The sequence below is a fragment of the Micromonospora matsumotoense genome (assembly GCF_900091525.1).
Lineage (GTDB): Bacteria > Actinomycetota > Actinomycetes > Mycobacteriales > Micromonosporaceae > Micromonospora > Micromonospora matsumotoensis.
Genome location: NZ_FMCU01000002.1, coordinates 670,812 through 689,179, shown reverse-complemented (window position 1 = coordinate 689,179; position 18,368 = coordinate 670,812). Strand labels below are relative to the sequence as shown.

Below are 18,368 nucleotides of genomic sequence, written 5' to 3'. Positions count from 1 at the left end.
ATTCGGCGGCCGGCCGCCCGGACCTGGTGGACGACGGCGGGTGTCCGAGCTGCCTGGTAGGTTGCCGGACCGTGACGGGGGAGGGCCTGGACGCCCGGTTCGGCCGGCTCTGGGCGGCGAGCACGCTGTCGGCGCTGGGCAGTGGCATGGCCACGGTGGCGGCCCCGCTGTACGCGGCCGCCCGTAGCGACGACCCGCTGGTGGTCGCCGCTGCCGCCGGGGCGGCCTGGCTGCCCTGGCTGCTCTTCGCCCTGCCTGGTGGGGTGCTGGCCGACCGGCTGGACCGGCGGCGGTTGATGGTGGTCATCGACTGGGTCCGGGTGGCCGCCCTGGTGTCGCTGGGCGTGGCGATGCTGACCGGGCGGGCCGGCATACCGCTGCTGTACGCGGTGCTGTTCGTGGTGAACACCGGCGAGATCGTGTTCCGGTCGGCCAGTCAGGCGATGCTCCCCACGCTGGTGCCGACGTCCCGGCTGGAACGGGCCAACGGCTGGCTCGGCGGCGGCACCACGCTGGCCCAGGGGATGGTGGCGGGCCCGCTCGGCGGTTTCCTGTTCGTGCTCGCCGAGAGCCTCCCGTTCCTGGTCAACGCCGGCACGTACGCGCTCAGCGCGGTGCTCGTCGCGCTGATCGTCGGGTCGTACCGGGGCGGTGGGGAAGCGGTCCCGTCGGTGGCCCGGTCGGTGCGCGCGGAGATCGGGGCGGGCTTCCGGTTCCTGCTCGGCCAGCGGTTGCTGCGCGCGATGGCCGTGCTGATCGGCCTACTCAACCTCACTCTGACGGCCGCGATGGCGGTGCTGGTGCTGCTCGCGACGCAGCGGCTCGGCCTGGACTCGGTCGGCTACGGCCTGCTGTTCACCAGCATGTCGGTCGGTGGGCTGCTCGGCGCGGTGGTCGGTGACCGGCTCATCGCCCGGGTCACCCCGACCTGGACGGTGCGGGTCGGGCTGCTGGTCGAGGCGGGGCTGCACCTGGCGCTGGCCGCCTCGACCAGCGCCTGGCTGGTCGGGTTCGCGCTGTTCGCGTTCGGCGTGCACGGCGCCCTGTGGGGGATCGTGTTCCACTCGCTGCGGCAGCGGCTGACCCCGTCCGAGCTGCGTGGCCGGGTCGGTGCGACGACGCTGTTCATCGCGGCCGGCGGCAACTGCGTGGGCGCGCTGCTCGGCGGGGTGGTGGCCGGCACGTTCGGGCTGACCGCGCCCTACTGGGCGGGGTTCGTGGTGGCCGTTGCCGTGTCCGCGGCGACCTGGCGGGTGTTCGACCGGTCCGCCGTCGCCGCCGCCTACGCGGGCACGGCACCCCGGCAGCCCGTCGCGTCAGGCGGGGACGGGTAGCACCGTCCGTTCGGCGGCCGAGCGGTGCGCCAGCGCGATCAGCTCCACCGTGCGTACCGCGTCGCGGGGGTCCACCGGCAGCGGCCCGCCGCCGCGCAGCGCCGCCTCGACCTGGGCGTAGAAGTCCTGGTAGCGGCCCGGTTCGGTGGGCACCGGCCGGAGGTCGTCCCCCGCGCCGAGCAGGCCGTACCGGTCGGGGGTGACCTCGCCCCAGCCCGGGGTGTCGGGTCGGCCACCGAGGCGCAGCGCGTCCTCCTGTCCGTCGAGCCCGTGGCAGGTGTATCCGGCCCGGTCACCGAGGACCCGCAGTCGGGGGCCGAGCTGGGCGGTCACCGCGCTCATCCACAGGTGGGAGCGGACCCCGCCGACGTGGGTGAGCGCCACGAACGCGTCGTCGTCGACCTGGGCTCCCGGTCGCCGCCGGTCCACCTCGGCATAGACGGTGCCGACCGGCCCGAACAGCTGTACGGCCTGGTCGACGAGGTGGGCACCGAGGTCGTAGAGGACGCCACCGGCGTCGGCCGGGCTGCCGCCCTCCCGCCAGCCGGCCCTGATCTGCGGGCGCCAGCGTGCGAAGCGGGACTCGAAGCGGGTCACCCGACCCAGCGCGCCGTCCTCGACCAGCCGTCGTACGGTGCGGAAGTCGCCGTCCCACCGGCGGTTCTGGAACACCGTCAGGGGGACGCCCCGGTGGTGCGCCTCGTCGACCAGCGCACGGGCGTCGTCGGCGGTGGCGGCGAGCGGCTTGTCCACCACCACCGGCAGCCCGGCGGCGACTGCCGCGCGGGCGTGGGACACGTGGGAGGCGTTCGGGGTGGCCACCACGACCAGGTCGAGGGCGTCCGGGTCGGCCCACAGCGCCGCGACGTCGTCGACGACCCGGGCGTCGGGGTGCTCGGCGGCCAGTTGCTCCCGGCGCTGCGGGTCGGCGGTGACGACGCGGGTCAGCCGCAACCCGGGGGTGGCGGCGATCAGTGGGGCGTGGAACACCCGGCCGGCGACGCCGTAGCCGAGCAGCCCGACCCGCAGTGGCTGCCGCGTGCTGTCCGTCATGCTGGTTTCCCCGATCGTCGGCGCTGGTCGTCCGGTCGCACCGAACCTACGCGTCGCCCGGGGGAACGCCGGTGGCCGGCCCGGCTCAGGCCCCCGTCGGGTCGGTCACCCAGCCGGCGATCAGCACCAGGCCGGTGGGGCGGTGCACGGCGAGGAAACCGAACGGGCGGTCGACGTCGAGGCGGATGCGTCGTCGACGGACGGTGGCGCGGGGTGGTGCGGAGCCGGCCCGCATGCCGACGGCGGTGACGGCGGCGGCGCGGAATCCGGTGGCGGTGAACTCGGCCCGTGCGCTCTGCCGGGCGTCGGACACCGACAACTGCGGGCTGATGTCGGGGAAGTGGTCGCCGTCGCGTCCGGCGGCGACCAGGCCGAACAGGTCGGCGTGGTCGAGCAGGTCGTGGTCGCCGGTGACGGTGAATCCGACGGTACGCACCAGCAGCTCCGGTCGGTCGTCGTACCCCTCGACGGTGTCCTCGGTGACGCCCGGTCCGGCCGGTGTGGGCAGGGTCGCGGGGTGGTCGAGCGCGCCGAGTGCGGCCGGGAGCACCCGGGCGGCCGGCTGTCCGGCCGGGCCGAGGGCGAGCAGCACGTCGACGTCGGCGTCCCCGGGGACGGTGAGCAGGCTGATCGGGCCGGCGGGGGTGTCGGCCACCCGGAGCGCGGTCGGGTCGCCGCCGGGCCGGTGCAGTCCGGCCAGTGGGCGGCCCTGCCACGGCCCGGTCGTCGGCTGGCAGGGGGCGGGCCGGAACGGGGTGGCCCAGTCGACCAGCACGGTCAGCGCGTTCGCCAGCACCAGGGCGGTACCCGGCCCGACCTGGACTGGCATCCGGTCGACCAGGCCGTCGGTGTGCTCCCGCGCCCACCGGTCGAGCCGTGGCTGGTCGACTGTCGGGTCGCCGGTCAGCTCACCCCGGGTCGTGCTGTCCAGCTCGGTGCGCCACCGCCGGCCCAGGGGCAGGCCGGCACGGGACCAGAAGCCGGTTGCCAGCCGGGTGGTGGGGGAGTCGACGGTGGTGCCCGGGGTGGGGGCGACGGCGTGCAGCTCGTCGCGGGCCGGGCCGGTCGCGAACCGGGCGAGCAGGGCGAGCAGCGGGTACACCCCGGCGCCGGACAGGACGGTCTGCCGGTCGTCCAGTCGGGACGCCCAGCGGGCGGTGAGGTCGTTGGCGGACGGGCTCATGGGGCGGCACGGTACCCGCAGCACCCGGCCCGGCGGCACGGTGCACGTCCGGGGGCCCGGCCGGCGGCACGGGCTGGCGGAGGCGGGCCGGCAGAGGCGGGTGGGGTCCCTGCCGCCGGTCGGCGGTGGTGTGACAGCGTGGCCGGGTGGGTGTGCGGGTACCGGCCGAGGTCGACCTGGCCGTCGTCGGTGGCGGCGGGGCCGGTTCGTTGGTGCTCACCGCGCTGGCCCGGCACGGGCTGCCGGGGCTGCGGATCGCCGTGGTGGACCCGGTGCGCAAGCGCGGTCAGGACCGCACCTGGGCGTTCTGGGGCACCCCCGGTGGTGATCTGGAGCCGATGCTCAGCGCCAGCTGGTCGCGGGTGGAGGTGACCACCCCGGCCGTCGCCCGGGTGCTGGACCTGACCCCGTTGCGGTACGCGATGCTGCGGTCCGCGCCGCTGTACGCGCGGGCCGCCGAGGCGGAGCTGCGGCTCGGTGCGACCCGGTACGACGTGGCGGTGGGGGCGCTCGACGACGACGGTGCGTCGGTGACGGTGCGCGACACCGACGGGCGGGCGGTGCTGCGGGCCGGCTGGGTGCTCGACTCGCGTCCCCGTCCACCGCGCCGGCCCGGCCGGACGGCGTGGTTGCAGCACTTCCGGGGCTGGTGGTTGGAGTCGTCGACGCCGGTGTTCGATCCGGGGCGGGCGGTGCTGATGGACTTCCGCACCCCGCAGCCGGACCGGGGTGTGTCGTTCGGCTACGTGCTGCCGGTCAGTGACCGGTACGCGTTGGTCGAGTACACCGAGTTCTCCCCGGCGCTGCTCTCCGACGCGGGGTACGACGCGGGGCTGCAGGGTTACGCCGGGCTGTTGGGTCTGGACCTGGCGGCGTTGACGGTGCGGGAGGTCGAGGACGGGGTGATCCCGATGACGGACGCGCCGTTCGACCGCCGACCGTCGCCCCGGGTGGTGCGGCTGGGCACCGCCGGTGGGGCGACCCGCCCGTCGACCGGGTTCACCTTCTCGGCGATGCACCGGCAGGCCGGGCAGGTCGCGGCTGCGGTGGCGGCGGGTCGGCCGCCGGTGCCCCGGCCGGCGTACCCGGGGCGGCACCGGTGGATGGACGCGGTGGCGTTGCGGGCGTGGAACTCCGGCGCGGTCGGTGGTCCGGAGTTCTTCGACCGGCTGTTCGACCGGAACCCGGCGTCGCGGGTGCTGCGTTTCCTCGACGGGGCGACGAGCCCGGCGGAGGATCTGGCGCTGATGCGGTCGAGTCCGCTGCTGCCGATGACCTCGGCGGTGGCCGGTGACGCCGCCGGTCGGCTCCGGGCCCGGTTGATCCGGCGCTGAGCAGGGGTGCCGCGCCGGTCAGCCGGTGGCGCGGACCATGTCGCGGATCAGCGTCCGCAGGCCCTCCATCGGGTCGCCGTCGTTCGCGCCGAGCCGGTTGCGGGTCGCTGCCACCGTCAGACCCAGCTCCGGGTACGCGTAGGCGAGGCTGCCGCCGCTGCCGGCGGTGCCGAACGACCCGTCGTCGTCGACGGCGTAGCCGAGGCCGAACGCCGTCTCCTGCCCGAACACCCACTCGACGCCCCGGACGGCCACCGCGCTGACCTGGCGCAGCCGGTCGGCGGAGATCAGGCGTACCCCGTCGACGTCGCCGATGAGCGCGGCGTACAGCCGGGCGGCGGCGCGGGCGGTGAGGGTGCCCACGGCGGGCACGTCGGCGCGTAGCACGTCGGGTCGGCTGCCGATGGCGGCGTCGGGGCGTACGGCCGGTGGGGCGACGGCGTCGAAGTGCGGCAGGTGTGCGGAGGCGAACGCCATCAGGTCGGCGAGGCCGTGGTCCTCCAGCGTCGCCAGCCGGGGCAGGTCCGCCTCGGGCACGCCGAAGAACAGTTCCTCGGGTACGCCCAGCGGGGCGGCCACGTCCTCGGCCAGCACGGTGGAGATCCGTCGGCCGGTGACCCGGCGGACCACCTCGCCGACCAGCCAGCCGTACGTCCACGCGTGGTAGGCGATCCGTTCGCCGGGCGCCCAGCGGGGCACCGCGTCGGCGATCAGGGCGCACATCGCGTCCCAGTCGGTGAAGTCGGCCGGGGTGGTGTCGGCGGGCAGGTCCGGCACCCCGGCGGTGTGGGTGAGCACGTGCCGCAGCGTGACGGTGTGCTTGCCGTGCCGGCCGAACTCCGGCCAGACGTCGGCGATGCGCAGGTCGTAGTCGAGCCGGCCTGCTTCGGCGAGGACGTGCACCACGGTGCTGGTCAGGCCCTTGCCGGTGGAGACGCTGAAGATCGGGGTGCCGGCGGTCAACGGCCGTCCGGTGGTGCTGTCGGCGGTGCCGGCGGTCTCGTCGATGATCAGCCGGCCGTGCCGGTAGGCCGCTACCTGCACGCCCGCCTCCCGCCCCGAGTCGACCAGGTCGCCGATGGTCCTGCGTACCCGGGCCCGCAGGCCGTCCGTGCCGTCGGTCATGGTCGCCGACTCTGCCAGAACCGGTGCCGGCTCCGCCGCCGGTTTTCGGCGCGGGCCCGTGGTGCCGGGGCGCCGGTGCCGGCCGGTCGCTGCCGGCTCGTTGGTCCGGCCTGGTGCCGGCCGGTGCCGGGCCGTGAGCATCGGCGTGGTGGCGGGTGCCGGGTGTCCGGTGTGCATCGGTACCGGTAGGTTCGGCGCATGGTGGACGAGGCGGCCGGCAGGGTCGTGGAGATCTGGACCGACGGCGCGTGCAGCGGCAACCCCGGGCCGGGCGGCTGGGGTGTGTTGCTGCGCTACGGCGGGCACGAGCGGGAGCTGTGCGGTGGCGAGGCCGCCCCGACCACCAACAACCGGATGGAGCTGACCGCCGCGATCGAGGCGTTGGAGACGCTGACCCGCCCGGCCGTCGTGCGGCTGCACACCGACAGCACGTACGTCCGTAACGGCATCACCAGTTGGTTGGCGTCGTGGAAGCGCAACGGCTGGCGGACCGCCGCGAAGCAGCCGGTGAAGAACGCCGACCTGTGGCAGCGGCTGGAGGCGGCCTGCACCCGGCACGAGGTGAGCTGGCACTGGGTGAAGGGGCACAACGGCCATCCGGAGAACGAGCGCGCCGACGCACTGGCCAACCGGGGCATGACCGAGGCGCGCTCGGCGGTGGGTACTCCCCGCTGAGCGCGGGCCGGCGTCACCGCCCGGTCGGGGCAGCGGCGTCGCCGCCGCCCGCAGGCCTGGGAACCCGCTCGTCGTCGCCCACCGGCGCCGGCCGGGAACCCTGCGTCGTCGCCCCACCGGTGCCGGTGCCCGGGGGACGCCCTCGGCGGGGTGGTGGGGATGGGCCCGGACTACTCGGTGGGCGGGTGGGCGGCTTCCTCCTCGGCGGGGTCGCCCGCGCCGGAGACCGCGTCCACGTCGTAGCCGGCGCGGCTGGTCTCCCGGGCGGACAGGTGCTCCTCGGCCGGCAGGTCGGCGAAGTCGTCGCCGGTGTCCCCGCCGCCGCCCAGCGACTCGCCCGGCGGGCGCAGCGACGCCTCGTACGCCGGTACGCCGTCCGGCTCGTCGGTGTCGGCCCGGTCGGTGCGTCGTTCCTCCGTCATGCCGTCCTACCTGCCCGCCACGCCGCCCGGCAAACCCCGCCGTGCCTCGGCGCGGGCTGTGGCGCACCCGGGTCACCACCTGCCGGGGCGTCAGCGGCGGGGAAGGCGCCCACGGCCGGCGGTGCCGGGGCGGCGGGTCGGGGTGATGGTCAGTCCGGTCCAGTGCCCGGGGTGGCGCAGCCGGGCGGGCAGGGCGGTGTGCCGGTCGCCCCGGGCCGCCTCGAGCTGGGACTGGTGCAGGAACAGGGTGCTGGACAGGTTCGCCCCGCGCAGATCCGCCCCGCGCAGGTCCACGCCGGTGACGTCGGCCCGGCGCAGGTCCGCGCCGCGCAGGTCCGCGCCGACCAGGCACGCGCCGCGCAGGTTCGCCCCGACCAGGTTCGTGCCGCGCAGGTTCGCCCCGAGCAGCATCGCGCCCCGCCGGTCGGCCCCGCCGGTGCCGGCGCGGGCGGCCTCGCTGGCGGCCGAGAGCAGCGGGTTCACCCGGCTCCGGTGGGCGTCCACGTCGACCGAGGTCAGCTCCTCGGGGGTGCCGGCGGTCAGGGCGTCGGTGGCGTCCCGGGCGGCGCGCAGCTGGTCGCGCAGCGGGCCGCCGGGGGTGAGCGTCAGCGCTTCGGTGAGGTACCAGAGCAGTTCGTGCAGGGGCCGCGCGACGGCGAACGCGGCGAACATGCCGGCGGCGGTGGCCGGGTCGTCGCGCCAGTCCCGCCCCGGGTAGGTGACCTGGCTGACCCGCTGGCCGGCACCGAAACAGTCGAACACGACGCAGCCGGGATAGCCGCGTTCCCGCAGCTCGTCGTGGATGCCGCACCGGGAGTCGGCGCGCAGCTGGGGGCAGGGCCGGCCGGCGGGCTTGTCCTGGGCGAAATCGGCGGAGGCGGCGAAGGCCGGGGCGACGCAGCACAGCCCGACGCAACGGGCGCAGTCGGCCCGCAGCCCGGTGGTTTCCGACATGCTGCCCGTTCTCCCTGCCTTGACGGTCGTGCCGGCCGGGGGGACGCCGGAAATCCGCCCGGCCCGGCCCCGACCATTGTCCGCCGCGCGGCACCCCGCCGACGACGGGGTGGGATATCGTCCGGTCACCGCCTCGGAATCCGGGAGATGCGATGGCCACCGAGCATGTCGACGTGCTCATCGTCGGTGCGGGGTTGTCCGGTGTCGGTGCCGCCTGTCACCTGCGGCGCGACTGCCCCGACAAGACGTACGCGGTGTTCGAGGCGCGTGACGCGATCGGCGGCACCTGGGACCTGTTCCGCTACCCGGGTATCCGTTCCGACTCGGACATGTTCACCCTCGGCTACTCGTTCCAGCCGTGGACCGACCCGAAGGCCATCGCCGACGGCGACGCCATCCGGCGTTACGTGCGCGAGACCGCCCGGCGGTACGGCGTCGACGAGCACATCCGGTTCCGCCACCGGGTGCTGCGCGCCGGGTGGGACAGCACCACCGCCCGGTGGACGGTCCACGCCCGACGGGACGACACCGCCGAAGAGGTGGTCCTGACCTGCGATTTCCTCTTCACCTGCACCGGTTACTACCGGTACGACGCCGGCTACACGCCGGACTTCCCCGGTGTCGGGCGGTACGCGGGCCGGTTGGTGCACCCGCAGCAGTGGCCCGGGGACCTCGACCACGCCGGCCGTCGGGTGGTGGTGATCGGCAGCGGCGCCACGGCGGTGACCCTGGTGCCGGCGTTGGCGCGGCGGGCCGGGCACGTCACCATGCTTCAGCGTTCCCCCACGTACGTGCTCGCGTTGCCGGCCCGGGACCGGCTGGCCGACCTGTTACGCCGCCGGCTGCCGGCCCGGCTGGCGTACCCGGTGGTGCGTGGCAAGAACGTGCTGCTCGGCACCGTCAACTACCAGCTCAGCCGGCGCGCGCCGAAGGTGGTGCGGTCGTTCCTGCTGCGGGCGGCCAAGGGACGGCTGCCGGCCGGCTACGACGTGGACCGGCACTTCTCGCCCCGCTACGACCCCTGGGACCAGCGGCTCTGTGTGGCGCCCGACGGGGATCTGTTCGCGGCCCTGGCGGCCGGCCGCGCCTCGGTGGTCACCGACACCGTCGACACGTTCACCCCCGGTGGCATCCGGCTCGGCTCCGGCGTCGAACTGTCCGCCGACATCGTGGTGACCGCCACCGGCCTGCAACTGCTCGCCCTCGGGGGGATGACGCTCACCGTGGACGGTGTCGACGTCGACCTCGGCGCGACGGTGGCGTACAAGGGCATGATGTTGTCCGGGGTGCCGAACTTCGCGCTGACCATCGGCTACACCAACGCCTCCTGGACGTTGAAGGCCGACCTGGTCGCCGGCTACGTGTGCCGGTTGCTGCGTCATCTGGACGCCACCGGTCAGCAGGTCGTCACCCCCGTCGCGCCCACCGACGACGCGTTGTCGCCGATCATCGACCTGCGTTCCGGGTACGTGCTGCGCAGTGTGGACGGGCTGCCCAAGCAGGGTTCCCGGGCACCGTGGCGGCTCCACCAGAACTACGTCCGCGACGTGCTGCTGATGAAACACGGCCGGCTCGACGACGAGGGGGTGCGGTTCTCCCGGGCGACCGCCGACACCCCGGTCGGCTGAGCCGGCCCATCGTCCACCACACTGCAATGCGTCCCTGTACCGCAGCAAGGAGGCCACGTGCGTAGCTTCGTTTTCCCGGCCGGGACCGCCGTGGTCACCGGTGCCGCCAGCGGAATCGGCGAGGCGCTCGCCCACGGGCTGGCCCGGCGCGGCAGCGATCTGGTCCTGCTCGACCGGGACGCCGACCGGCTCGACGCGGTCGCCGCCGCGATCCGTGCCGTCCACCCCCGCCGAGTCGACACCCACCTGGTCGACCTGGCCGACCTGTGCACCACCGCCCGGGTGGCCGAGGAGATCCAGGCCCGGCATCCCCGGATCCGGTTGCTGGTCAACAACGCCGGGGTGGCCCTCGGTGGCCGGTTCGACCAGGTCACCATGGACGAGTTCCACTGGGTCGTGGACATCAACTTCCGGGCGCCGGTGCAGCTCACCCATGCCCTGCTGCCGGCGTTGAAGGCCGAGCCCGGCGCGCACGTGGTCAACGTCTCCAGCCTGTTCGGCCTGATCGCCCCGGCCGGACAGACCGCCTACTCGGCCAGCAAGTTCGCCCTGCGGGGCTTCACCGAGGCGTTGCGGCACGAGTTGGTCGAGGACGGCATCGGGGTGACGTCGGTGCATCCCGGCGGTATCGCCACCCGGATCGCCCGCAACACCCGGGTCGGCAGCGGGGTGGCCCGCGAGGAGTTCGAGACCACGCTGCGGCAGTTCGAGAAGCTGCTGTCCATCGCGCCCGAACGGGCCGCCGAGGTGATCCTGCGCGGGGTCGAACGCCGTCGCGGCCGGGTGCTGATCGGCTGGTCGGCGAAGCTGCCCGACCTGCTGGGTCGGGTCGTGCCCGGCTCGTACGGCCGGTTGCTCGCCGCCGGTGTCCGCCTCGTCGGTGGTCCGAGCGGACGGTCCGCCCTGTCTCCCCGGTCGGCGGCCCCGGTCCCGACCGACCTGCCCGCCGGCGAGGTCGCGTGAGGGACCCCCGCCCCGGCACGGCACCGTCGGTCAGGGCGGGTTGCTGCCCCGCTTCTCCTCCTGCGCCAGCACCGCCTCCCGGTGCTGCGGGTCGTCCCGGGCGGCCAGCTCCGCGGCCAGCCGGGGGTCGGCGACCAGCTTCGCCCGGTTGCGGTGCAGAAACGCCGCGAACCCCCCGGTGTACGGGCAGGCGAGATCGCCGAGTTCCCGGTCCGGCTGGTAGCGGCAGCCGGTGCAGTAGTCGCTGATCTCGTCGATGTACCGCCCGTCCACGGCGTACGGGCGGGTGTCCACCCGGGCCAGGTCGGCGTACTGGCTCATCCCGATCACGGTGGTGTTCATCACCCACTCGACGCCGTCGACGAAGCTGCGCTGGAACCAGTCGACCAGTTCCGTCGGACGCCAGCCGCGCTGCAACGCGTGGTTGCCGAGCACCAGCAGCCGTTGGGCGTGGTGCGCCCACGCCCGGTCGCGCACCCCGGCGAGCACGTCGGCGAGGCAGCGGGCCTCCACCGCGTCGGCGTCGAGGTCCAGGAACCACTGTGGCAGTGGTTCGGTCGCGGCCAGCCAACCGGTGCCCCGGTAGGGCGGCTCGACATACCAGTAGAGCTGCCAGAGGAACTCGCGCCAGCCGAGGATGCCCCGGATGAACGCCTCCACCGAGTCCTGTGGGGCGTCACCGGCCCGCCAGGCCGCCTCCGCCCGGGACACGGCCACCGCCGGGTCGAGCAACCCGAGGTTGAACGAGGCGGAGAGCATCCCGTGGGCCAGCACCGGGTCCTCGGCGCTGATCACGTCGCCGTAGCGGCCGAACTCGGGCAGCCGGTGCCGCAGGAAGTGGTCGAGTCGCTCCTCGGCCTCGGTGTGGCTGGCCGGGTGCGCGCGGGGGGCGTCCCGGCCGACGAACCGCACGCCGTCGCGTTCCCACCGGTCCAGGTCGGCCCGGACCTCGGCGTCGATGTCGTCCTCGACGATCGGCGGTGGGGCCGGTACGTCCAGGGTGCGCCCGGTGGGGGCGGCACCTGCGCGGCCGGTCGGTCCCGGGCCGGTGAGCACCCCGTGGCGGCGCTTGGCGTACCGGTAGAAGTCGACCATCCGCAGCGGCCCCCGCCGGGGCCGGTCCGCCCAGTCGGCGAAGTCGGCCCGGTCGGTGATGAAGCCGCGGGGCGGCAACACGGTCAGCCCCGGGACGGACCTGACGAAGTCGCGGGTGGCCCGGGTGCTCGGGTGGCAGACCTCGACCGGACCGTCTATCGACGCCAGGGCCTCCCGGAACGTCCCGGCACGCAGCAGCAGCGCCCGGTCGCCCAGTTCGGCGGCGCGGTGTCGCAGGGCGCTGAGGACGAGGTGCGCCTTCTGCCGGTGCAGCCGCCGACGCCGGAACAGCTCGCTGACCTCGACCAGCAGCACCGGTTGGTGGTCGTCGTCCAGGAAGTGCGGCCCGAGTTGATCGGCGAGCAACCACCGGCGGGGAGACATGCGTCGATTGTGCCCAGTCATCTGATCACCCCGCGTGGCGGGGTCGATCGGTGGGGTGACCCCCTCCGGTGGTGCGCCGGTCGATAGTGGCGCGGACCACCGGCGGTCCACCCGCCGCCGGCAACCGGGACCCGGGCGACGCACCATGGCGGTATGACGACACGCCGTACGCCGGCACGGGTGCCCGCCGCGCGGGCCGACCGGCGGCCGGTCGGGTACGGCGTGCTGGGCACCGGGTCGGCGCGGCGGTGAGCGTCGCCGCCGCCCCCGCCGGCCGTCGGGCCACCGCGGTCTGGGCGGTGGCCGTCACCGCCTACCTGGCGGCGGTGTTCCACCGCAGCTCCCTCGGGGTGACCGGGGTGGACGCCACGCACCGGTTCGACATCAACGCCTCCGCCCTGGCGGTGTTCTCGGTGGCCCAGCTCGCCGTGTACGCCGCCATGCAGATCCCGGTCGGGGTGCTCCTGGACCGGTACGGCTCGCGTCGGCTGCTGCTGGCCGGTGGTGCGCTGATGGTCGCCGGCCAGCTCTGCTTCGCCGTCGCCACCGACGTCCGGTTGGCCGTCGCCGCCCGGGTGCTGGTGGGCCTCGGGGACGCGATGACCTTCATCAGCGTGCTGCGGATCGTCGCGTTCTGGTTCCCGGGCCGACGCAACCCACTGCTGGTGCAGCTCACCGGCACCTTCGGCCAGGTCGGCGCGATCCTCGCCGCGGTGCCGCTGGTGGCGCTGCTGCACCTCGCCGGCTGGACCCCGGCGTTCCTGGTGGCCGCCGGGCTCGGGGCGACGGCGGTGGTGCTGGTGCTGGTGGTCGTCCGGGACGGCCCGGACGTCGGGCCGGGCGTCGTCGCCACCCCCGCCCTGTCCCTGTCCACCGTACGACGGGAGCTGGCCGCCGCCTGGGCCCAGCCGGGCACCCGGCTGGGGCTGTGGTCGCACTTCGTCGCCCAGTTCTCCGGTGCGGTCTTCGCGCTGCTGTGGGGCTACCCGTTCCTGGTGCAGGGGCAGGGTCTGCCGCCGACCGTCGCGGCGTCCCTGCTCACCCTGATGACCGTCGGGGCGCTGGTCGCCGGGCCGTTGGTCGCCTACCTGTGCGCCCGGCACCCGTTCCACCGGTCGGTGCTGATCTTCGCGGTCACCGGGGCCAGCGCCGGGGTGTGGGCGGTGGTGCTGGCCTGGCCCGGCCGGGCACCGTTCTGGCTGTTGGTGATCCTGGTGCTCGTGTTGGCCCTCAACGGCCCCGGCGCGGTGATCGGTTTCGACTACGCCCGGACGTTCAACCCGGTGCACCGCATCGGCAGCGCCACCGGCATCGTCAACGTGGGCGGGTTCGTCGCCTCGATCGTGCTGGTGCTGGCGATCGGGGTGGTGCTCGACCTGACCACCCCGGCGGGCGCGGGCGCCCCGCCGCTGGACGCGTTCCGCTGGGCGTTCGCCGTGCAGTACCTGCTCTGGGCGCTGGGCGCGGTCCAGGTGCTGCGGTACCGCAACGCCGCCCGCCGCCGGCACACCGGCTCCGCGGCGGCCCGGACGGTGGAACCGGACGACGCGGCGCGCGTACCCCCGGGGGACCGGCCCGACGGTGGGGGTGACCGGCCGGCGGGCGGTGAGTCCGGCGGACCGATGGGGCGGGCGGCATGATCGCGGTAGGTTCGGCGGTGAGCGGGACCCACCCGGCCGTCGTGCCGGCAAGCAGGGAGGACACAGCGTGAGCCAGGAAGTCCGGGGCGTCATTTCACGGAGCAAGGGCGCTCCGGTCGAGGTCACCACCATCGTGGTGCCCGACCCGGGGCCCGGCGAGGCGGTGGTGCGGGTGCAGTCCTGCGGGGTCTGCCACACCGACCTGCACTACCGCGAGGGCGGCATCAACGACGACTACCCGTTCCTGCTCGGCCACGAGGCGGCCGGGGTGGTGGAGCAGGTGGGCGCCGGGGTCACCGATGTCGCCCCCGGCGACTTCGTGGTGCTCAACTGGCGGGCGGTGTGCGGTGAGTGCCGGGCCTGCCGCCGTGGCCGGCCGTGGTACTGCTTCAACACCCACAACGCCGCCCAGAAGATGACCCTCACCGACGGCACCGAGCTGACCCCGGCCCTGGGCATCGGTTCCTTCGCGGAGAAGACGCTGGTCCACGCCGGCCAGTGCACCAAGGTCGACCCGGCGGCCCGGCCCGCCGCCGTCGGGCTGCTCGGCTGCGGCGTGATGGCGGGGCTCGGCGCGGCCATGAACACCGGACAGGTCACCCGGGGTGACTCGGTGGCCGTCATCGGCTGTGGTGGGGTCGGCGACGCGGCGGTCGCCGGTGCCGTCCTGGCCGGCGCGACCACGATCATCGCGGTGGACACCGACGGCCGCAAGCTCGACTGGGCGCGGAAGTTCGGCGCCACCCACACCGTCGACGCCTCCGCCGAGGACGCCGTCGAGGCGATCCGGGCCGCCACCGGCGGCTTCGGCGCGGACGTGGTGATCGACGCGGTGGGCCGGCCGGAGACCTGGAAGCAGGCGTTCTACGCCCGGGACCTCGCCGGCACCGTCGTGCTGGTCGGGGTGCCCACCCCGGAGATGACCGTGGACCTGCCGCTGCTGGACGTCTTCGGCCGCGGTGGCGCGCTCAAGTCCAGTTGGTACGGCGACTGCCTGCCCAGCCGGGACTTCCCGCTGCTCACCCAGCTCTATCTGCAGGGCCGGCTCGACCTGGACGCCTTCGTCACCGAGGAGATCGCCCTGGACCAGGTGGAGGAGGCGTTCCGCCGGATGCACGACGGTGACGTGCTGCGTTCGGTGGTGGTGTTCCCGTGACCGCCCGGGTCGACCACGCCGTCACCTCCGGCACGTTCTCCCTCGACGGGCAGATCTTCGACGTCGACAACAACGTCTGGGTCGTCGGTGACGACACGGAGTGTGTGGTGTTCGACGCCCCGCACGACGTCGCCGCGATCCGTCAGGCCGTCGGCGACCGTCGGGTGGTGGCGATCCTCGCCACCCACGCCCACGACGACCACGTCCGGGTCGCCCCGGAACTGGCGAAGGTCACCGGCGCGCCGATCCTGCTGCACCCCGACGACCGGGTGCTGTGGGATCTGGTGCACCCCGGCCTGGCCCCGGACGGGGAACTGTCCGACGGGCAGGAGATCACCGTCGGCGACACCGTCCTGCGGGTCCTGCACACCCCCGGCCACAGCCCCGGCGCGTGCAGTTTCCACGCCCCGTCGCTCGGCGCGGTGTTCACCGGTGACACCCTCTTCGCCGGTGGTCCGGGGGCGACCGGCCGGTCGTACAGCGACTTCGCCACGATCGTGGAGTCGATCCGGACCCGCCTGCTCACCCTGCCGGCGGACACCGTGGTGCACACCGGGCACGGCGACGACACCACCATCGGCGCGGAGGCCCCCCACCTCCAGGAGTGGCTGACCCGCGGCCACTGACCGGCACCGGCCGGGCGGCGCGTACCGCCCGGCCCACCGCTGGACGCCTTCCGCGCGCTGCGTCGCACTTTCGCCGAAATAGCGGTATCCGATCGCCGGGATGCCGCTATTTCGGCGATTTTGCGTGCGCGGCGGCGGGATGTCCCGTCAGAGGTCGGGTGTCTGGTCTGTCGAGTGGCTCGGACCGCAGTCGACCCTCCGCCTGGCATTTCCGGAATGACCGACACTCCCGGCTGGTTGTGTCCCCCGTACGCCGGTCGGCACACCTGCGGCCGGCGGGGAAGTTCCCCCGAGGCCCGCTCACCCCGGAGCGCGTCGCCACGATCGAAAGGGCAACCATCGTGAAGCTGGACTTCACTGGATGGCTCCCGGCCATCGCGAAGGACCGCAGGACCGCACTGAGCATCGCCGGCGTCGCCGCCCTCGGCGGCCTGGCATTCGGCCCGGCGGCCGTGGCCGCCCCCCTCGCCACCGGCCCCCACGAGGGAGCCCGCGCCGCGATCGACCTGGCCACCGGCAAGAGCCGGCAGGGCGTCACCGTCGAGTCCGGCCTGACCACGGGCAGCCCCACCACCGAGGTGCCGGCCGGCAAGCCGAGCACCGACGACCTCATCCCGCACGGGTTGGAGGGTGCCCAGTCCCGCGTCCCGCTGGACGACGCGCAGGTCGCCAACGCCAAGGCGATCATCGCGGAGGCCAAGCGGACCGGGGTGGGGGAGCGCGGCGCGGTGATCGGCGTGGCCACCTCGCTCCAGGAGTCGAAGCTGTACAACCTGGGGCACCTCGGCGCGTACAACGACCACGACTCGCAGGGGCTGTTCCAACAGCGTCCGTCGTCGGGTTGGGGCACGCCGGAGCAGATCACCGACCCGGGGTACGCCTCCCGGGCGTTCTTCGGCGCGCTCAAGAACGTGCCCGGCTGGCAGGACCTGCCGCTGACCACCGCCGCGCAGACCGTGCAGGTCTCGGCCTACCCGTACGCGTACGCGCAGTGGGAGCAGCAGGCGGCGGACCTCGTCCAGCAGCACTGGTGAGCATCTGAAGTAGGCCCGGCCGGCCGGTTCCCGCCCCGGGGACCGGCCGGCCGGCGTCCGTGCGTCACGCCGGGGCGTCCTCCCGGCGCAGCTTCGCCGAACCGGTGCCCACCGAGAACCCGGCGGCCCAGCGGCTCGGGCTGTCGGGCTGGGTCCGGTCGAGCAGGTGGTACCAGTCCATCCGGCAGCGCTGCGGGGTCACCTCCAGCACGCCGTAGCCGTGCCCGTCCAGCTCCGTCCACTTCACGTGCGGGTTCGTCGACCGCAGCAGGGTCGCACCCAGCAGACTCAACCCGTTGCCCGCCGGCAGCCCGAGGACGTCGTCGAGGTTGTCGCTGGTCACCGAGGGCACCACGAACTCGGCGGCGGCCGGGTTGGTCAACCCGGTCGACCGGGTGGTCACCTCGTTGGCCCAGGAGGTGTGGATGTCGCCGGTGAGGAAGACCACGTCCCGGGTCCCGGTCGCCCGCAGGTGGTCGACCAGCCGGTCGCGGTCGGCGTTGTAGCCGTCCCACTGGTCGGGGTTGAGCACCGCGCCGTTCTGCGGGATGCCCAGCAGCTTGCCCAGCGGGCCGAGCAGCCACGCCGGCAGCGAACCGAGGTCGACCCGGGCCATCATCACCGGGTTGCCGACCAGTTTCCACTGTGCCGTCGAGCCGGCCAGCCCGTCGGCGAGCCAGCGGAGCTGGGCCGCACCGGCGATCGTGCGGGTCGGGTCGTCCACCGCCGTGCCGGTGGCCTGCTGCGACCGGTAGGACCGCCGATCCAGCATGGACAGCTCGGCGAGCCGGCCGTAGCGCAACCGCCGGTAGATCGTCCCGTCCGCGCCGAACCGCACCGGCATCCACTCCTGGTACGCCTGCCGGGCGGCGGCCACCCGGTCCGACCAGGCGCCCTCGGTGCCCGGGGTGTGGTTCTCCGCCCCGCCGGACCACGCGTCGTTGGCGACCTCGTGGTCGTCCCAGGTGATCACCCAGGGCAGCGCGGCGTGCAGCGCCTGCAGGTGCGGGTCGGTCTTGTAGAGCGCGTGCCGCACCCGGTAGTCGGCCAGGGTCAGCGTCTCGTGCTCGGGCACGACCGGGCGGACCACCGTGCCGCCGGCGTCGAACTCGCCGGTGCCGTACTCGTAGAGGTAGTCGCCGAGGTGCACGACCAGGTTGAGGTCGCCCCGGTCGGCCAGCCGCCGGTAGGCGGCGAAGTGCCCGGCCTCCCAGTTCGCACACGACACCACGCCCAGCCGTAGCCGGTCGATCGCGGCGTCCACCGTCGGGGCGGTCATCGTCCGCCCGGTCGGCGACCAGCCGTCGCCGTGGCCGAACCGGTACCAGTACGTCGTGGCCGGGGCCAGCCCGGTCACCGCCACCTTGACGGTGTGGTCGTGGGCCGGGCCGGTCGGTGCCACGCCCTGCGCGGCCACCGTGGCGAAGTCGGGGTCGGTGGCGACCTGCCAGCGGACGTCGACGTCCGGGCCGAGCCCGGAGCCGGGGAGCGCCTCCGGGACGGGGGTGACCCGGGTCCAGAGCAGGATGCCGTCCGGCAGGGGATCGCCGGAGGCGACCCCGTGCCGGAACGCGCCGGCCGCCGCGTGGGCGGGGCCGCTCGCGGCGAGGGTGGTGCCGGCGAGGACGGCGGTGCCGGCGGACGCACCGGCGAGGCGCAGCAGGGTACGACGGTCGAGGGTGTTCGTCATGGTCTATGTGTCTACCGGTTGTTGCGGTGTGTCCGCAGCCCCGTGCGGTGAGTGTTCGCCGACGGTTCCCCT

At 74.5% G+C, this 18,368-nt stretch carries 16 protein-coding genes; 9 read left to right on the top strand and 7 right to left on the bottom strand.

What is annotated here, in order from left to right; all coding sequences use genetic code 11:
- Positions 1 to 71: 71 nt before the first annotated feature.
- Positions 72 to 1,334, top strand: a complete 1,263-nt coding sequence (locus tag GA0070216_RS06730; RefSeq protein WP_091241032.1) for an MFS transporter — start codon at positions 72 to 74, stop codon at positions 1,332 to 1,334.
- Here the strand turns inward: GA0070216_RS06730 and GA0070216_RS06725 are convergent.
- Together GA0070216_RS06725 and GA0070216_RS36035 are read right to left on the bottom strand one after the other, a co-directional pair.
- The gene (locus GA0070216_RS06725) at positions 1,317 to 2,387 is read right to left on the bottom strand and encodes a Gfo/Idh/MocA family oxidoreductase (protein WP_091240538.1); all 1,071 of its coding nucleotides are present in this window, start codon (positions 2,385 to 2,387) and stop codon (positions 1,317 to 1,319) included. The genes GA0070216_RS06730 and GA0070216_RS06725 overlap by 18 nt on opposite strands.
- A gap of 85 nt (positions 2,388 to 2,472) precedes the next feature.
- Positions 2,473 to 3,570, bottom strand: a complete 1,098-nt coding sequence (locus tag GA0070216_RS36035; RefSeq protein ID WP_091240534.1) for a serpin family protein — start codon at positions 3,568 to 3,570, stop codon at positions 2,473 to 2,475.
- A gap of 146 nt (positions 3,571 to 3,716) precedes the next feature.
- On the opposite strand from GA0070216_RS36035, the gene GA0070216_RS06715 reads away from it, so the two are divergent.
- The gene (locus GA0070216_RS06715) at positions 3,717 to 4,904 is read left to right on the top strand and encodes a lycopene cyclase family protein (protein ID WP_091240531.1); all 1,188 of its coding nucleotides are present in this window, start codon (positions 3,717 to 3,719) and stop codon (positions 4,902 to 4,904) included.
- An 18-nt stretch (positions 4,905 to 4,922) separates the two neighbouring features.
- Here GA0070216_RS06715 and GA0070216_RS06710 read toward each other — a convergent pair whose 3' ends face one another.
- Entirely contained in the window at positions 4,923 to 6,029 is a 1,107-nt protein-coding gene (locus GA0070216_RS06710) for a serine hydrolase domain-containing protein (protein WP_091241029.1), read from the bottom strand.
- A gap of 198 nt (positions 6,030 to 6,227) precedes the next feature.
- On the opposite strand from GA0070216_RS06710, the gene rnhA reads away from it, so the two are divergent.
- A complete protein-coding gene (gene rnhA / locus GA0070216_RS06705) occupies positions 6,228 to 6,704 on the top strand; it encodes a ribonuclease HI (RefSeq protein WP_091240528.1) in 477 nt (158 codons plus the stop codon).
- A 170-nt stretch (positions 6,705 to 6,874) separates the two neighbouring features.
- Here the strand turns inward: rnhA and GA0070216_RS06700 are convergent, their stop codons facing one another.
- On the bottom strand, positions 6,875 to 7,126 hold the full coding sequence (locus GA0070216_RS06700) for a hypothetical protein (protein WP_091240525.1): 252 nt from the start codon (positions 7,124 to 7,126) through the stop codon (positions 6,875 to 6,877).
- A 90-nt stretch (positions 7,127 to 7,216) separates the two neighbouring features.
- Positions 7,217 to 8,080 carry a pentapeptide repeat-containing protein gene (locus GA0070216_RS06695; protein WP_091240521.1) on the bottom strand — a complete coding sequence of 288 codons (864 nt, stop codon included), beginning with the start codon at positions 8,078 to 8,080 and terminating at the stop codon, positions 7,217 to 7,219.
- Positions 8,081 to 8,232: 152 nt separating this feature from the next.
- Here GA0070216_RS06695 and GA0070216_RS06690 point away from each other — a divergent pair, with 152 nt between their 5' ends.
- The gene (locus tag GA0070216_RS06690; protein WP_091240518.1) at positions 8,233 to 9,708 is read left to right on the top strand and encodes a flavin-containing monooxygenase; all 1,476 of its coding nucleotides are present in this window, start codon (positions 8,233 to 8,235) and stop codon (positions 9,706 to 9,708) included.
- Between the two features lie 57 nt (positions 9,709 to 9,765).
- Positions 9,766 to 10,671 carry an SDR family NAD(P)-dependent oxidoreductase gene (locus tag GA0070216_RS06685; protein WP_091240515.1) on the top strand — a complete coding sequence of 302 codons (906 nt, stop codon included), beginning with the start codon at positions 9,766 to 9,768 and terminating at the stop codon, positions 10,669 to 10,671.
- A 30-nt stretch (positions 10,672 to 10,701) separates the two neighbouring features.
- On the opposite strand, the gene GA0070216_RS06680 is transcribed toward GA0070216_RS06685, so the two are convergent.
- Positions 10,702 to 12,150, bottom strand: a complete 1,449-nt coding sequence (locus GA0070216_RS06680) for a cryptochrome/photolyase family protein (RefSeq protein WP_091240511.1) — start codon at positions 12,148 to 12,150, stop codon at positions 10,702 to 10,704.
- Between the two features lie 71 nt (positions 12,151 to 12,221).
- Here GA0070216_RS06680 and GA0070216_RS36030 point away from each other — a divergent pair, with 71 nt between their 5' ends.
- From GA0070216_RS36030 to GA0070216_RS06660, 4 genes are all read left to right on the top strand, one after another.
- Positions 12,222 to 13,790 carry an MFS transporter gene (locus tag GA0070216_RS36030; RefSeq protein WP_281190400.1) on the top strand — a complete coding sequence of 523 codons (1,569 nt, stop codon included), beginning with the start codon at positions 12,222 to 12,224 and terminating at the stop codon, positions 13,788 to 13,790.
- Positions 13,791 to 13,857: 67 nt separating this feature from the next.
- Positions 13,858 to 14,946: an S-(hydroxymethyl)mycothiol dehydrogenase gene (locus GA0070216_RS06670; RefSeq protein WP_091240509.1), complete on the top strand. Its 1,089-nt coding sequence runs from the start codon at positions 13,858 to 13,860 to the stop codon at positions 14,944 to 14,946.
- Positions 14,943 to 15,572 carry an MBL fold metallo-hydrolase gene (locus GA0070216_RS06665; RefSeq protein ID WP_091240506.1) on the top strand — a complete coding sequence of 210 codons (630 nt, stop codon included), beginning with the start codon at positions 14,943 to 14,945 and terminating at the stop codon, positions 15,570 to 15,572. The genes GA0070216_RS06670 and GA0070216_RS06665 overlap by 4 nt, the downstream gene beginning before the upstream one ends.
- A gap of 341 nt (positions 15,573 to 15,913) precedes the next feature.
- Positions 15,914 to 16,606: a hypothetical protein gene (locus GA0070216_RS06660; RefSeq protein ID WP_091240503.1), complete on the top strand. Its 693-nt coding sequence runs from the start codon at positions 15,914 to 15,916 to the stop codon at positions 16,604 to 16,606.
- Positions 16,607 to 16,670: 64 nt separating this feature from the next.
- Here the strand turns inward: GA0070216_RS06660 and GA0070216_RS06655 are convergent, their stop codons facing one another.
- A complete protein-coding gene (locus tag GA0070216_RS06655; RefSeq protein WP_091240500.1) occupies positions 16,671 to 18,296 on the bottom strand; it encodes an alkaline phosphatase D family protein in 1,626 nt (541 codons plus the stop codon).
- Positions 18,297 to 18,368 lie beyond the last annotated feature (72 nt).

Coding starts and splice junctions, on each gene's coding strand:
- GA0070216_RS06680 (WP_091240511.1), bottom strand. CDS start 12,150: ATGTCTCCCCGCCGGTGGTTGCTCGCCGATCAACTCGGGCCGCACTTC.
- GA0070216_RS06690 (WP_091240518.1), top strand. CDS start 8,233: ATGGCCACCGAGCATGTCGACGTGCTCATCGTCGGTGCGGGGTTGTCC.
- GA0070216_RS06655 (WP_091240500.1), bottom strand. CDS start 18,296: ATGACGAACACCCTCGACCGTCGTACCCTGCTGCGCCTCGCCGGTGCG.
- GA0070216_RS06710 (WP_091241029.1), bottom strand. CDS start 6,029: ATGACCGACGGCACGGACGGCCTGCGGGCCCGGGTACGCAGGACCATC.
- GA0070216_RS06700 (WP_091240525.1), bottom strand. CDS start 7,126: ATGACGGAGGAACGACGCACCGACCGGGCCGACACCGACGAGCCGGAC.
- GA0070216_RS06695 (WP_091240521.1), bottom strand. CDS start 8,080: ATGTCGGAAACCACCGGGCTGCGGGCCGACTGCGCCCGTTGCGTCGGG.
- GA0070216_RS06725 (WP_091240538.1), bottom strand. CDS start 2,387: ATGACGGACAGCACGCGGCAGCCACTGCGGGTCGGGCTGCTCGGCTAC.
- GA0070216_RS36035 (WP_091240534.1), bottom strand. CDS start 3,570: ATGAGCCCGTCCGCCAACGACCTCACCGCCCGCTGGGCGTCCCGACTG.
- rnhA (WP_091240528.1), top strand. CDS start 6,228: ATGGTGGACGAGGCGGCCGGCAGGGTCGTGGAGATCTGGACCGACGGC.